General features: G+C 43.9%; 11 protein-coding genes. 3 read left to right on the forward strand and 8 right to left on the reverse strand.

The features are described from left to right. Positions 1 to 30 precede the first annotated feature (30 nt). The 5 genes from Q9R46_RS26895 to Q9R46_RS26915 form a co-directional block, all read right to left on the reverse strand. The gene (locus tag Q9R46_RS26895; protein ID WP_311282438.1) at positions 31 to 684 is read right to left on the reverse strand and encodes a ferric reductase-like transmembrane domain-containing protein; all 654 of its coding nucleotides are present in this window, start codon (positions 682 to 684) and stop codon (positions 31 to 33) included. Positions 685 to 721: 37 nt separating this feature from the next. Further along, positions 722 to 1,768: an FAD:protein FMN transferase gene (locus tag Q9R46_RS26900; protein WP_311282439.1), complete on the reverse strand. Its 1,047-nt coding sequence runs from the start codon at positions 1,766 to 1,768 to the stop codon at positions 722 to 724. Then, positions 1,765 to 2,097, reverse strand: a complete 333-nt coding sequence (locus Q9R46_RS26905; RefSeq protein ID WP_311282440.1) for a hypothetical protein — start codon at positions 2,095 to 2,097, stop codon at positions 1,765 to 1,767. Before Q9R46_RS26905 ends, Q9R46_RS26900 begins: the two co-directional genes overlap by 4 nt. Positions 2,098 to 2,314: 217 nt before the next feature. After that, entirely contained in the window at positions 2,315 to 3,313 is a 999-nt protein-coding gene (locus Q9R46_RS26910) for an MBL fold metallo-hydrolase (protein ID WP_311282441.1), read from the reverse strand. Positions 3,314 to 3,332: 19 nt separating this feature from the next. Beyond that, a complete protein-coding gene (locus Q9R46_RS26915; protein WP_311282442.1) occupies positions 3,333 to 4,076 on the reverse strand; it encodes a class I SAM-dependent methyltransferase in 744 nt (247 codons plus the stop codon). Positions 4,077 to 4,326: 250 nt separating this feature from the next. Between Q9R46_RS26915 and Q9R46_RS26920 the strand changes: the two genes are divergently transcribed. Further along, positions 4,327 to 5,202 (forward strand): DUF72 domain-containing protein, encoded by an 876-nt coding sequence (locus tag Q9R46_RS26920; RefSeq protein WP_311282443.1) that lies wholly within the window; start codon positions 4,327 to 4,329, stop codon positions 5,200 to 5,202. Positions 5,203 to 5,416: 214 nt separating this feature from the next. Here Q9R46_RS26920 and Q9R46_RS26925 read toward each other — a convergent pair whose 3' ends face one another. Together Q9R46_RS26925 and Q9R46_RS26930 are read right to left on the reverse strand one after the other, a co-directional pair. Beyond that, the gene (locus tag Q9R46_RS26925) at positions 5,417 to 7,261 is read right to left on the reverse strand and encodes a hypothetical protein (protein ID WP_311282444.1); all 1,845 of its coding nucleotides are present in this window, start codon (positions 7,259 to 7,261) and stop codon (positions 5,417 to 5,419) included. Positions 7,262 to 7,515: 254 nt separating this feature from the next. Next, complete coding sequence (locus Q9R46_RS26930) at positions 7,516 to 9,141, reverse strand: WG repeat-containing protein (RefSeq protein ID WP_311282445.1); 1,626 nt, start codon at positions 9,139 to 9,141, stop codon at positions 7,516 to 7,518. A 783-nt stretch (positions 9,142 to 9,924) separates the two neighbouring features. Here Q9R46_RS26930 and Q9R46_RS26935 point away from each other — a divergent pair. Beyond that, complete coding sequence (locus tag Q9R46_RS26935) at positions 9,925 to 11,280, forward strand: dipeptidase (RefSeq protein WP_311282446.1); 1,356 nt, start codon at positions 9,925 to 9,927, stop codon at positions 11,278 to 11,280. 559 nt (positions 11,281 to 11,839) lie between these two features. Beyond that, positions 11,840 to 12,451 (forward strand): TetR-like C-terminal domain-containing protein, encoded by a 612-nt coding sequence (locus tag Q9R46_RS26940; protein WP_311282447.1) that lies wholly within the window; start codon positions 11,840 to 11,842, stop codon positions 12,449 to 12,451. Between the two features lie 459 nt (positions 12,452 to 12,910). Here the strand turns inward: Q9R46_RS26940 and Q9R46_RS26945 are convergent, their stop codons facing one another. Beyond that, positions 12,911 to 13,120, reverse strand: a complete 210-nt coding sequence (locus Q9R46_RS26945; RefSeq protein ID WP_311282448.1) for a hypothetical protein — start codon at positions 13,118 to 13,120, stop codon at positions 12,911 to 12,913. Between the last annotated feature and the right edge of the window lie 262 nt (positions 13,121 to 13,382).

Here is a 13,382-nt window from a genome sequence, read left to right on the forward strand (position 1 = left end):
ATTTCATATGGCTAATTCATGTTGCAACACCTATTTGAGTTGCTCTTGCCCCAAAGGCACAGCCAAGCCGTAGGCTTCTGCCCACTTTCGATCCTTCATCGATTCTGATTCGGTCCGTTTCGGTCCAATCGTGATCTCTGGGCCTTTTCGCTCTCGCATCAGACCACGCAATACCGTTATTCCAATAATGCTGACTCCGGTAAATACATACATCAGGCGCATGATCACATGACCCGAATCACTTCCCGTTACCATGCCATGAATCAACAACCCGGCGAAAACCGGATAAGACAACATGTGGAACATAAACCACCATTTGCGCCCCAGTTTGTTTCGTAGATCACTGGACAACAGCACGATCAGCAGGCCGTAGAAAGCTAACGTCCCCAGTCCAGTGCCAATCGGGTGCACTGACGCTGTAAAAGGAATCAACAGCTCTCTCCAGGTAAACGGGCTGTAATGATCAATAACCAACGTAAGTGCATGTGTGATGCCAAGTCCAAAGGCAAGCCAGGTTGTTCGTGTATGCCACTTAAACATGACAGCTTTTGGTTTCCCCTTCGCGATCGGCATCCCTTGAGCAATGCCCAGAAACACACCAGCAAAAAGCAATATATATGCAGCAATTCCACTAATACGAATGATATTCCACGTTGGCAGGTAATCTACAATCCACTGTGCCATAACCGGTTCCCCCAAATCTATCAGACTTGTCCCGTTCCTATTCGATCAAGCTAAAACGATGATCCGGGTCGAATCCAGGCCAGCGCTCAGCAAGTGTTGATGGATTTCCTCTAAAATAAACGTTTGCCTCTCGAGTGATCCAAAGAACATCATGTCGGTCATAATGTCGATTAAGCCAGTTCACTGCCTCTGCGCTCCCCAAGATCGATACGGTTTTGGCAATAATTTCGCACTGCGAAGCATGCTGACCAACGACGGTGCATTGTAAAATGTCTGTGTCTGCCGGTCTCATCGTCCGGGGATCAATAAGATGATGTGCTGTATAACCCTTGTCATCTTGCCACTGTCTACGTGTAATCCCTGATGTGGCCACAGCCCCTCGTTGTAGCCGTACCGCTCCCGACACATCTTGAATCTGTGGAAACGGACTGGTTACCTCCAGCGTCCAATGAGGATGGTCTGTGGTACCCCATACCTGAATGTCACCGCCTGCATTAATCATTCCCGCAGCAATGTTCATTGTCTTCTGCAGCCAGTCCGCGATACGTTCTACGGCCCAGCCCTTTACAATACCGCCAAGATCCAGCTCCGTTCCCGGGTCAAGGTGCACCATTCGGCTCCCTTCCCGCTGTATCCAGCTTGGACGACTGTAGTCATATGGATCTTCCCTCATGCCATGGGTTTCCGATTTTGTTATAGGTAATAGTCGCTCCAGCAAAGGCCGCTGGGATGTTCGTTGCTGTATCTTTTCAAAGCTTGCATCGTATCCGGATGAACGAAGAGCTTTCATGATGTTGGGCTGGAAGATACCCTCCGTTTGCCCGATATAACCATATGCTAAGCTGAGCACCTCATCCATCGCAGCCGAGACAGAGATCCATCCTTGACTCTCATTCAGATGATTTAATTCACTGTCAGCCACAAAACGACTGAAGCGCTGCTCCTGTGTTTCAAACCAGTTTTTGACGAGCGAGGCAGCGTGTTCCGCCTGTTCTCTATCTGCCGACAACTGCACTTCCACCTTCGTGTTCATCGCGTGAAAATAAAACCGAAGGGGACGTACAGCCTGCTCTGTGCGGCTCATGATGCACCTGTGCGTGACCGATAATTGCCACGATTGTTTTCAGAGCCCGAGCGGAACGAATTGGCCTGATCCTGATCTGATCCAACCGAGTATCCGTCTGTATCCCAATTGTACTGATCCGTACCTTCTGGAGACCATTCATCCATCACATCGTCACGTGAATCCACCCGTGTGGAAGATGTTATTCCGGTGTCTGTCCCATTCGCCGCCGCATAAGCCGCATCAAAAGCATCCGAAGTTCTTACATATTGAAAGAGTGCAGCCACCGTTAATGTAGCCGCAGCCGAAGCTTGCCATTTCCGCCATTGGTTCCGTTTACGTCTCGTCATCGCTTATCCCTGCTTTCTATAGCGAAGTTCATAGTTGTATGATAGGCTCGCTGGCTTAAAAGAAGCTGAATAAACGGTTAACCGCGCCTAAAGCTTTTCGTTTTTTCTCACAAAAAAGCCCCGAACAGGTAGTCCTGCTCAGGGATAAGGATGAGATCACTATTGAAAAAAGCTATTATCATCTGTGCCAAATGTGTCTATATGCAACCTATGACGACTAGCTAGTTAAATGTTGAAAATAAATAATGCCGTCAGCCTGTTGTACCTGTCCCGCCAAGTCACGCCGAATTAATTCCTGCAAATGCGCCAGTGTTTCGCTCATGGCGAAACGTAATTGATGTGTTCCAAGCCGATCACCAAACAAATGTACACAAATATCATATGCGTGAGCAGGGCTTTCCTGCAATCGTTCCGCTAGTTTACCCAGACGTTCTTCATGGTGAGCAAGCAATTCGATCGTGCGTTCCGTAAAACGGGTAAACGGATTTCGATGCCCCGGATATGCACGTTCCACTGTCAAATTGCTCAGAAGCCGCAAGCCGTCCATGTAGGATTGCAGCGGTTCTGCATCACTGCCCGGTTGCAAACTGATATTGGGCGAGATTTGGGGTAAAACCGCATCTCCGCACAAAATCTCTTTTGATTCAGGAGCATAGAATGAGAGATGACCGGGGGCATGTCCCCCCGTTTCCACAGCGATCCATGCTTTTCCACCCATCCGGATGGTATCACCATCTGCAATGATGGTTACCTCAGGAAGTGGTGTGATTTGTGAGATGAATGTTTTCATATGTTCCTTAATTTCGACTGTCTTATGTTGCGGCATGCCATGAAGAAGGTAATACTCTGGCAGTCTCTCTTCAATGCTCGCCCCGGTTCCCCACATAAAATCTGTTTCCTGGCGGGAGCGTGCTGACATTAACACAGGTGCACCCGACATCTGCTGCATCCAGCCGGACAATCCCAGATGATCCGGATGATGATGGGTCAGTACAATCTGATGAATATGTTGAAAGGTCAAGCCGAGTCTGCCCAACGCTTCATGCCACTCCTGCTCCGTCTCCGCTGTACGCGGTCCTGGATCAATAATGCTCACCTTGCCATCCGGTTCGGTTAAAATATAACTGTTCACCCATCGAAGCGGAAAAGACATCGTGATTTGAATACGGTGCATCCCTTCTGGCATAGATAAAGATTCGGTTCTTGTACGTTTCATGGTCTCTCCCCTCTCTCGATTAGTCAATAGGACGATGTCCCACAAAGATCATACGCGGCGAAGTCTGCTCATCATATTTCTCTTCATCGTATCCCCCGTGAACCTGATCCACCCGAAGATTTGCATCCTCCAGCATTTCACTCAGTTGCTCACGCGAGTATAGCTTAACACTTTCCTTATAGATTCGCGGTTCGGTTCCGGCAGAGATGTCCGTGATATGTATTTCCTTTTGCACAAACCCGTCTCGTATCCTGCGAAATTCTTCAATCCGTTGCCCTTCATCATCACGGACAGAGTGCTGCACCAGATGTTTTTGCACGTAGGCTGTATTGATAAAATCAAGAATGAATCTGCCTCCAGGCTTCAACATTCGATGGATGGCACGCAGAACCTTCAATTGTTCAATATCCTCGGGGAAGTATCCAAACGAAGTAAACAGGTTAACTACGGCATCGAATCCACCGCCAAGAGGGATTTTGCGCATGTCGGCATGACACCATCTAACCCGATGATCGGTATCCAGTTCTCTGGCTTCACGCAGAAGCACATCGGACAAGTCTACTCCCGTCACCTGAAAGCCAGCGTCCGCAAGCGCAAGCGAATGCCTGCCCATCCCGCAGCAGAGATCGAGCACTTCTGCACGAGGGTGAAGCTTCAGCCAGTTAATCATTTTATGTACTTCCTCATAAGCACCGTGCACATCCCGGTGTTTGTATACGAGCAGATAATCTTCGCCAAAACTCTTTTCGTACCATGCCGTCATGTCAATCTTCGCCCTCCGTATCATCAGTTACCCTTATCCGCATTGTGCAGATTTTGCTGGCTAGAACACCCCGCACTAAGCTAAAACTGGTGTCTGTTTTGAATCATTTCAAATTATTGTAACGCTTTAGTTCCCAAACTCAAAATGATCGTCTGCCACCCTCATTGAACGGCTCTACAACGCAAGATATAATGTTAGACATGTCATGCTCCTACGAATCGGTTAAATACATACAACAGGAGGTGTTCTTATGATTCGTATCGGACTTACGGGATGGGGCGATCAGGAAGACCTCTATCCAAACCGTACCCAAGCGAAGGACAAGCTTCGTCTGTATGGACAATATTTTTCCACGGTGGAGGTAGACAGTTCCTTCTACGCCGTGCAACCTCGCGACCGGATGGCCCGCTGGGCTTCGGAGACTCCTGAATCATTTTCGTTTATCGTGAAGGCCTATCAGGGAATGACGGGACATCTAAGGGGCAAGCCGTATTTTACCAGCACGTCCGAGATGTACAAAGCTTTTCGTGAATCGCTTGAACCTGTGATCGAAGCAGGCAAAATGCAGGCTGCCTTGTTTCAATATCCCCCCTGGTTCGAATGCAACCGGGACAACGTCAATGAACTACGGGAAGTGAAGCTCCGTATGGAGGGTATTCCATGCGTGATCGAATTTCGTCACCAAAGCTGGTATGCGGACAACATGCGTGAGCGCACGCTTCATTTTCTAAAAGAACAGGGATGGATTCATAGCGTCTGTGATGAACCACAGGCAGGGCCAGGCTCTATTCCCATTGTGCCCATCGCAACGGATTCCCGGATGACACTCGTTCGCATGCATGGACGCAACGTATCCGGCTGGCAGCAAAACGGCGCACCAAACTGGCGTGAGACACGTTATCTGTATCGCTACAACGAACAGGAACTGTCGGAATGGAAAGTTTATCTGGAACAGCTCCAGGAGCAGAGTGAGGATGTGTTTGTTATTTTTAACAATAACTCTGCCGGAGATGCAGCAACCAACGCCCAGATGATGATGGAACTGCTAGGTCAGCCTATCAAACCATTTCCCGACCGCACCGAGCCAGAAAAGGAAGAAGGCCCTGAGCAGCTGGAGTTATTTTAGACACCGGGATATTGGATACCTATTTAGTATCGTCAAAAAAAACTTGAAAAAGTTAACTGATTGAATGTTGACCATCCAAAGGAATTAAAATAAATAACCTAAAAAGGTGCCTCCGTTGAGGCACCTTTTCTTGAAGAGTGCTTTCGTATTTTCTAGAGGACGGATGAGTGTCTTCTTAAAATTCCCTCTCCCGATCGACCACTTCCAGCTACGCCTAAAGCCTGTTTTTACTAAACTCAGGGAGTTTTAGTGTAAATCCCAAATGTGAATGTTCTAAATGTTCATTATCTGACTCGGGAAAAGCAAAAGTCAGTATTCCCTCTTCAAATACACGCTCTGGCAAAGCAACAGTTGTATACTCATTTCCTGTAATCTGGATTGGCAACTCCATCAGAACCTTGCTACTGTCTCTACTCGTGATGTATATCTGTAAGCTCTCGCCGTATGAAACAAATGGGGAGAATCTGAAACTTAAACTACGATTATGGTTTAATACAGCCGTGACACCTCTAAGACTCGCATGATCTGAATTTTTTTGAGTAAATGGTTTCTCTGTTGCAATAAATCCATCAGATCCATCCTCAGACTTCTTAAGACGTTTTAGAATGGCTTGAAATTCAGGTATTTCTGCCTTCATCGCTGCTTCAGTTTTTCTTAATTCGTCGCTAATTAGAATCTCATAACTCATCGAATGCATGCCAACTTGAGCAACTTTTAATCCTAGCTCCTTATTCCATTGTCCCAGTGGAAGAAATACTTTCCCTTTAACAATCAGTCTCTTACTCTGACTAAGAGCTAGCTTACTTGTTCGATCAAGACGCTTAAACAAGTAGGTCTTATCCTTCTCTTCTACCTGGACATGGAATGCATTCATAAACTCCTTCAGCGGAACGTAATAGAGTCCATTCATATAGAACGTGGGCTGTCCTTCATAATGCAGGACTCCTTCACCAGACGTTATCGCAACTGGAAGTGTCAAAAAGAAGAGATCATCATAGGTGAAGGAATCCAGATAGTTTGCCCAATCTTGATATTGAGAGTACTCAATCTTAAAATGTTTTCCTTCCGGTATGTAATAGAAAGATGGCGGATACGCACCAGGATTAGAAAAATAATATTCCATGATATAGAGATCATCTGAAAGCCATTGAATTCCTGTGACATTCGTATTATACGAAGATTTGTATTTCTGAACTTGTACCATCGTTTTTAAATCATACACATATATCGTAGTTGCTTGTGTCCGTTTGAAATGATACGAAGGATCTGCATTTATAACCAAATACTTTCCCCCTGGAGATACAAAGGTATCCAGCTCATAAGCCTTTCCGTTGAACAAAGATACCGTTTTTCCATTTCGAGTAGCAGTCACATTCCATTGATATGGAGTGTTCATCTGAAAACTACTCTGGTTCCATTTTATCTTCGTACCTCCAGCCATGAAGCTTTTGGAAGAAGCTTGCCTTGCATCTTCGATCACATTATTTTTAGTGACTTTAACGGCTTTACCTTTAACTCCGCCAAATTCGATATTATAACAGCTCGTATATTGATATTTAGGACAGTAGACGCCAAATGTCTGAGAGGCCGGAGCCGGTGAAAGACTAAAACGGGTGTCAGTCACATCCTTGGAAGTGATAAGTTTCCCACCTGACAACATTTGCTTGTTATTTTCCAAGGAGAAATATTGAATCCCCTCTTTGTCTGACTCTACAGAGTACAATCCGAGCTGAGCGGCATCGAGCTGTACGCTTTTCTGAGTCGGGATCTCTTTTATCTTTCTCAGCGTAAGGTTCGAATAGTCAAACTCATATATGATGTTTACTCCGCTTTTCCCCTTCAACGTACTTTGTACTGCAACGGTGTAAGCCTTGATTCCTTTGGGTGTATCCACAACTACACCGTCTTGATGATTGAAACCGTTTGTGGAATCAAACTCATAGTACGACGGAAGCAAAGAAGGATCGGTAAAGTTGTACTCGTTGATCTTTTGCATCCCGGTAACGAAACTGATTCGATTGGTTCGGATCGTAACTTGCTTGTTTTTTTCGTCAAACATGTATGTCGACCTATCTCTAATCTTTTCAGTTCCACTGTTAACAGTGGATGAGCTAGTTATGTCTTCATTCACACCTAAAGCATACGCATTACCTTCAAAAACGGTGAAAAAAGATATAATTAGCAGTAAAACGGACGGTAAAAATAATCGAGTCATTGATTTCATGATGTAGTTCCCTCTCCAAATTCATTTTGATGCGCTCTATGTCTAAACCAATTCAACCAGGTTCTGAGCTGTTTATGATCCTGAATGGTCTAACCTTCAATACCTGAGCGGAATACTTCTTTTCCTTTTGCATTGAAAATAACATAATGACTCTTCTTCCCTACCGGAACCCCGCTGTACATTCCGTCACCAAGGTAAATTACCATGGAATAGGCTGGGAATATCCGTTTACCCGTTTTAATATTGATTGATGCCGAGATTGAACCCTCTTTAGCTTTCAATGCATATTGAACCGTTGCGATTGGATCAATATCGTGATAATAGTCGGTACGATCTAGCTCAATCATTTCGTATTTCACATCCATCACGAAGTTTCCTCGACTATCCACTATCCCATAGCTTTTATTTAACTTTACTCGGTATAGCGGATTCTTTGTTGTCAATTTCTCAATCTGGTTATTCACGTAATTCGTTCGCTCAATAAGTGGAATCATTTCATCATACTTCGCAGCTAGTACGGACTCACCACGAGTTCCAATTAATCCATATTTACCATTCTTACGAATGACCGCGCTTCCCGCTTGAAACAGATTAACCTCTTCGTACTGAGCAGGTATTTCGATGTCTCCCTTCTTCGAAACATATCCCCATTTTTGATTCACTTTCACGGCCGCCAGATTCTCTGAAAAAGCCTGCATATCTGTATAACTGGACTCAAATAGTAGGGTTTGATCCTTTTTATAAAAAGTCCACCCGGAACTTTCATCTTGCATATCTCTTACTGCGTAACTTCCATCTCCTGAAAGAATAACCTTTCGGTCACTTTGAGGTTCTACAATCATACGCCCGGATACATCCACGATGCCTTCGCCATTTTGCTGGATTTTCCAAAGTCCACTCTGTGGCTCGCCTGACTTGGAATAATACTCATTGAACGAAACGATTAATCCATCTTGACGAACAATAGCGCTATGGTTATCGCGGCGGAGTCCCCACTCTAGTGTATTGCCTGTAAATTCAAGTTTGTTTTTGAACTCTGCAGGTACCACGAGCTGCCCCTTATAATTCATACTCCCCCACAACCCATCGATCTTGACAGGAAATACCCCGGATTTACGATAATCTATTCTATAATCCATTTCTTCGATGTTAAATGCCGTTAGTAATTTCCCTTTGGTATTGATCAATGCCCACTTACCATTCTTTTTTACCATTGCGACTTGATTGTAAAAGCTCGTTCCTTCTTCATATGTAGGAGAAATAACAAACTTGCCTTTAGTATCTAGGTAACCAATCTTCCCATTTTTCTTAGCAATGGCCAGCCCATAATCAAACCAACCAATATATTCAATGTTTTTATCCTGAAATATCACTTTACCTTTACTGTTTATTAACTGATTTCTATTTACGACTGCTACACCCTGGTTGAACGCATCTCTTGCTAATTGAAACTGTGGCTTAATCACAAATTTGCCCTGATAATTGATGAATCCCCACTTCCAGTTTTGACGAACCGGGATGAGTCCGTTGGCAGCTCGATCCGTAAACCACAGATGGCTTAATCCCACATGTTCCTGTTGCTTAGCCCACTCAGTATAAGCTGGATCGTTTGCTGCTAGCGCAACCCTCGGCAACATAAGTACTGACGCAATAAGTACCAAGAACGAAATGCCAAGAATTGTAGTGAATTTTGGATATGTTTCTCTTCTCTTCAACACCATATTCCTCCATATAAAAGTAATAATCTTACTCTTTCATTAATACATAAGTCAAAAGAACTATCAATAATTAAATAGGTCAAAAGGATTGTATTTGGACAATGTCTATTGAAGCTCCACTGGCATGTATCAAGTGTTGCGTACATAATGGGACAGGTAAATTTTTCTCCGAATATGCCCCTTCTTACAAAATAAAAAAATGCTCTAACATAAAAGTCAGAGCACTTTTGTTCACAAAAGAAAATAAGAACGGGATGTTTTAGTTCAAATGCTTTAAACGGTATTACGGGTGTTGAATATTGTGAAAACAGAAAAAATCGTGAAGCTCGTTGATGATTTCAATCCACGCACTCGTGTAGAGTGCGACCGCGAAAAATAACGTTTAAACATTTTCAAACACGAAAATGTTCCGTAACTCCGCACTTTCTAACCAAGATTTCACCTTCATCTTATACAAAGCAAACAAATAATTCAACAAATATGATACCAAAAGGGAACAAAAGGAGTATATTTGGGTGCGAATCTCCCGGGGAAATCATGTGTGCTTGGGGTTCGCACCTCAGGATAAACAGTCCTAATCCGATAAAAGCACCTTTTAATAGTCTTAGCTGGCATCGACTCTGATAAACTAATCTCAATAGACGCTGAGACAGACACCAACTCATATTTGACCCATTATGGGAACCCAACATTAGGAAGCATTTTTTTAACCAATGTTTTATTAACAGGGCAAAATGGATTACAATAGATTGAAAGCAGATTTGAAGGAGGCCTTTTTCAATGAAAGAACAAGCATATTTGGAGCAAAATCGGGATAAACATCTGGCAGAACTGAACGAATGGTTATCCATTCCGAGTATTTCCGCCATTTCTGAGCATAAAGAAGACATTCAACGTGCGGCACAATGGGCAGCGGATGCACTTACACGTGCGGGTATGGAAAATGTCGAGATTATCCAAACGGCAGGTCACCCCATTGTTTATGCAGACCACCTGCACGCACCAGGCAAACCAACAGCCCTGATCTATGGACACTATGATGTACAACCTGTTGATCCGCTTCACCTGTGGGAGACACCACCTTTCGAACCAACGATCCGTGACGGGAAGCTGTATGCTCGGGGTGCAACGGATGATAAAGGACAAATTTTCATACATATCAAAGCCGTCGAAGCACTGATTGCCGAAAATAAAGAATTGCCGATTAACGTAAAATTCTGCATCGAAGGCGAAGAGGAAATCTCCAGCCCGAATTTGCCGATCTATCTTAACGATCATACGGACAAACTGAGAGCAGACATGGTGTTAATCTCGGATACATCTCTTTTGGAAAAAGGAAAACCTGCTATCTCCACGGGCCTGCGCGGCCTGTGCTCGATGCATGTGGATCTGTTCACCGCCAATACCGACCTGCACTCCGGTTCCTTCGGCGGCGGTGTACCGAACGCGCTTCATGCCCTCGTCTCCCTGCTGGCATCTTTGCACGATGAGCAAGGCCGCGTGAGCGTGGATGGATTTTATGACGGCGTTCTACCATTGTCTCCAGAGATGAGAGAAGAATTCGTGAAGCAAGGCTTCAATGAAGAACAACTTCGTCAAGATCTCGGACTGGAGCAATTGTATGGTGAGGAAGGATATTCCTTCGTGGAACGTGTCGGTGCGCGCCCAACACTCGAATTGAACGGCGTATGGGGCGGTTTCCAAGGCGAAGGCAGTAAAACGGTTATTCCAAAAGAAGCTCACGCTAAAATCACTTGCCGTCTTGTCGCTGACCAAGATCCGCAGCATGTACTAGATAGCATCGAAGCTCACCTGCGTGCACATGTTCAACCAGGAGCGACATTGCAGATCAAACAGATTGAGAAGGCTTTTGCGTTCAATACCGATCCGACCGATCCTATCCTGCAAAAAGCCGCTGACGCTTACGAAAAAGTATATGGCGTGCGTGCCCTATTCACTAAGGATGGCGGCTCTATTCCAATCGTTGAGAAGCTTTCCCGCGTACTTGGCGTGCCTGCCGTGATGATGGGCTTTGGTCTGCCGGACGAAAATCTGCATGCACCGAACGAGCACTTTAATCTGGAGAACTTTGATAAAGGGTTGCTGACGGTTGTAGAGTTCATGAAAAGCTTATAATCGTTAAAAAACACGCTTACACGGAGGCCACTGCGCAGGGAGAATAAGCTTTCGATCGCTGTTATTCCCAGATTTCTTTGATTCCTTTTCTAAAGGGAAAATCCGGTAATAAAGGCGAGCGCTTCGCTTCTACAGCTTTTTTTCTCCCCACTCCGTTTAACGTGTAAATTTTTATTTAACCCCTATAGAGGATAATGTATAAGAGAGCGTGGTTCGCTTCTTCAGAATCGATTTCGCCCCCTCCACTACGTTATGCGCGTTCCTATAAGTCGTTTTAAAAACGTAATCTAGCTTTTTGGGGATGAGCACAATAACACAGGGCGCGCTTGTGGAGGCGCTCCGGTGGTGAATCGTTCTTTTAATCGCTGTTATTCTCGCTTCAATAATGTAAAAACGCAAAAACGATGGCCTAAACGGTCATCGTTTTTTATTTTTCTGGGTTTGCAGTGATCAATGAGATACCATATTAAGGAAAAAAGTGGTAGTCTTCTTATGTACGTTTTCAGTAGTAAATTAATGTCGTATGACGACCACACTCTGAATGATGAGGTGAACGGTAATGTCTGCTTCCCATTTGACCAAAACCGCGCTGGCTCATTCGCTTAAATGCCTGATGGAACACATGCCGCTCAATAAAATTACAGTGAAACATCTGGTGGATGGCTGCGGGGTAAACCGGCAAACGTTTTATTATCATTTTCAAGATATTTATGCTCTGCTTGGATGGATTTACGAAACGGAAGCGGTGGAAAGTATCCATGAGTACCGCAGTTATGATACATGGACAGAAGGGTTCTACAAAATTTTCTGTTACATCGAAAATAATAAGGCCTTTTGCTGCAATACACTGGAATCGCTTGGTCGTTCTCATCTGGATGGTTATCTCTATCAAGTGACGCATGATCTGATTATGGGTGTTATTGATGAGCTGGCTTGCGGAGTCAAGGTTCGCGGTGAGGATAAAGAGTTTATTGCTAATTTTTATACACTGGCTTTCACGGGTCTCATTATCCAATGGATGCGGAATGACATGAAAGAACCACCCAAACAGATTATCGACAAGTTGAGCGAACTGATTGAAGGAAATGTAGTCAGAGCACTACATAAGTATGAGCATAAAATTCGAAATGGGAATTGCTTACCGTCACATTCTAGGAACCCCTCCTCTTGATTTGAGGGAAAATTTACTCGTATCCGTACTGGAACTCTGACACCCATCAGATTCAATATCAAAACATAATTCATTCCAACGTTGAATAGAGATCGACATCAAGTTGTGCCAGAAGGATCGAACCTAAGATCATCAGTTACTTTCGTGGTGTTCACGAAAAAATAATTGGTATCGGCCGCTCCCCTCCATTAATTAGATCCATCAATATCAGGTAATTTTGGACTCTACTTAAACTAAGAAGACTAACAGTAATTCCAATACCACCTCTGTAATTTTATAGTTGTATCATTTATAGAAGAAGTCCTCACACTTCCTACAAAGAACAGAGAGAGTCCTCAATTAGATAGGACTCTCTCTGGGATTCACTACTGTGGTAAATAGTGAAGTATATCTGCTTAAAATTTGTATGAAGATAAAAGAAAGAATCTAAAATCCACTGATCACTCTCAATTAATATGTTTAGTGGATTTTCACCGCTTTACCATCAACATACCACTCGTTATAACCATTTTCATGGTGTCTTGTTTTTAAATTAATGACTATATAAGAACCATCTTTTTTCTCCCATAACTGTTTCGCTTCTGTATTTTCTGGATTAATTAGCAATACTGACATCAGATCACCAACCTCCAGATTTTTTTTCCTCTCATCACTGTAAAATGCATCCATAAAAGAGGATTTTTCCTCTTCTACAAAATTTGATAGCAATGTTTCTTTTAAATTCTCTGTATCAACAAATCTCCAATTTTCAACTGACTGATTGACTTCTCGACTAGCTATTGATTGGGTGCTTACTGATTTAGTAAGTTTTTCTTTTCCAGCAAGCCAAGATTTTTCAAGTTTATTTTGTACTGCCCCTACTTCTTACTGATACTGAGGATCTACATCAGGAAACAAATTCCCAAAAGTACTACCAGCATAAACACTAGTA

The sequence above is a fragment of the Paenibacillus sp. RRE4 genome, assembly GCF_031844205.1.
Classification (GTDB): Bacteria; Bacillota; Bacilli; order Paenibacillales; family Paenibacillaceae; genus Paenibacillus; species Paenibacillus xylanexedens_B.

Coding starts and splice junctions, on each gene's coding strand:
- Q9R46_RS26895 (WP_311282438.1), bottom strand. CDS start 684: ATGGCACAGTGGATTGTAGATTACCTGCCAACGTGGAATATCATTCGT.
- Q9R46_RS26900 (WP_311282439.1), bottom strand. CDS start 1,768: ATGAGCCGCACAGAGCAGGCTGTACGTCCCCTTCGGTTTTATTTTCAC.
- Q9R46_RS26905 (WP_311282440.1), bottom strand. CDS start 2,097: ATGACGAGACGTAAACGGAACCAATGGCGGAAATGGCAAGCTTCGGCT.
- Q9R46_RS26910 (WP_311282441.1), bottom strand. CDS start 3,313: ATGAAACGTACAAGAACCGAATCTTTATCTATGCCAGAAGGGATGCAC.
- Q9R46_RS26915 (WP_311282442.1), bottom strand. CDS start 4,076: ATGACGGCATGGTACGAAAAGAGTTTTGGCGAAGATTATCTGCTCGTA.
- Q9R46_RS26920 (WP_311282443.1), top strand. CDS start 4,327: ATGATTCGTATCGGACTTACGGGATGGGGCGATCAGGAAGACCTCTAT.
- Q9R46_RS26925 (WP_311282444.1), bottom strand. CDS start 7,261: ATGTTTGACGAAAAAAACAAGCAAGTTACGATCCGAACCAATCGAATC.
- Q9R46_RS26935 (WP_311282446.1), top strand. CDS start 9,925: ATGAAAGAACAAGCATATTTGGAGCAAAATCGGGATAAACATCTGGCA.
- Q9R46_RS26940 (WP_311282447.1), top strand. CDS start 11,840: ATGTCTGCTTCCCATTTGACCAAAACCGCGCTGGCTCATTCGCTTAAA.
- Q9R46_RS26945 (WP_311282448.1), bottom strand. CDS start 13,120: ATGGATGCATTTTACAGTGATGAGAGGAAAAAAAATCTGGAGGTTGGT.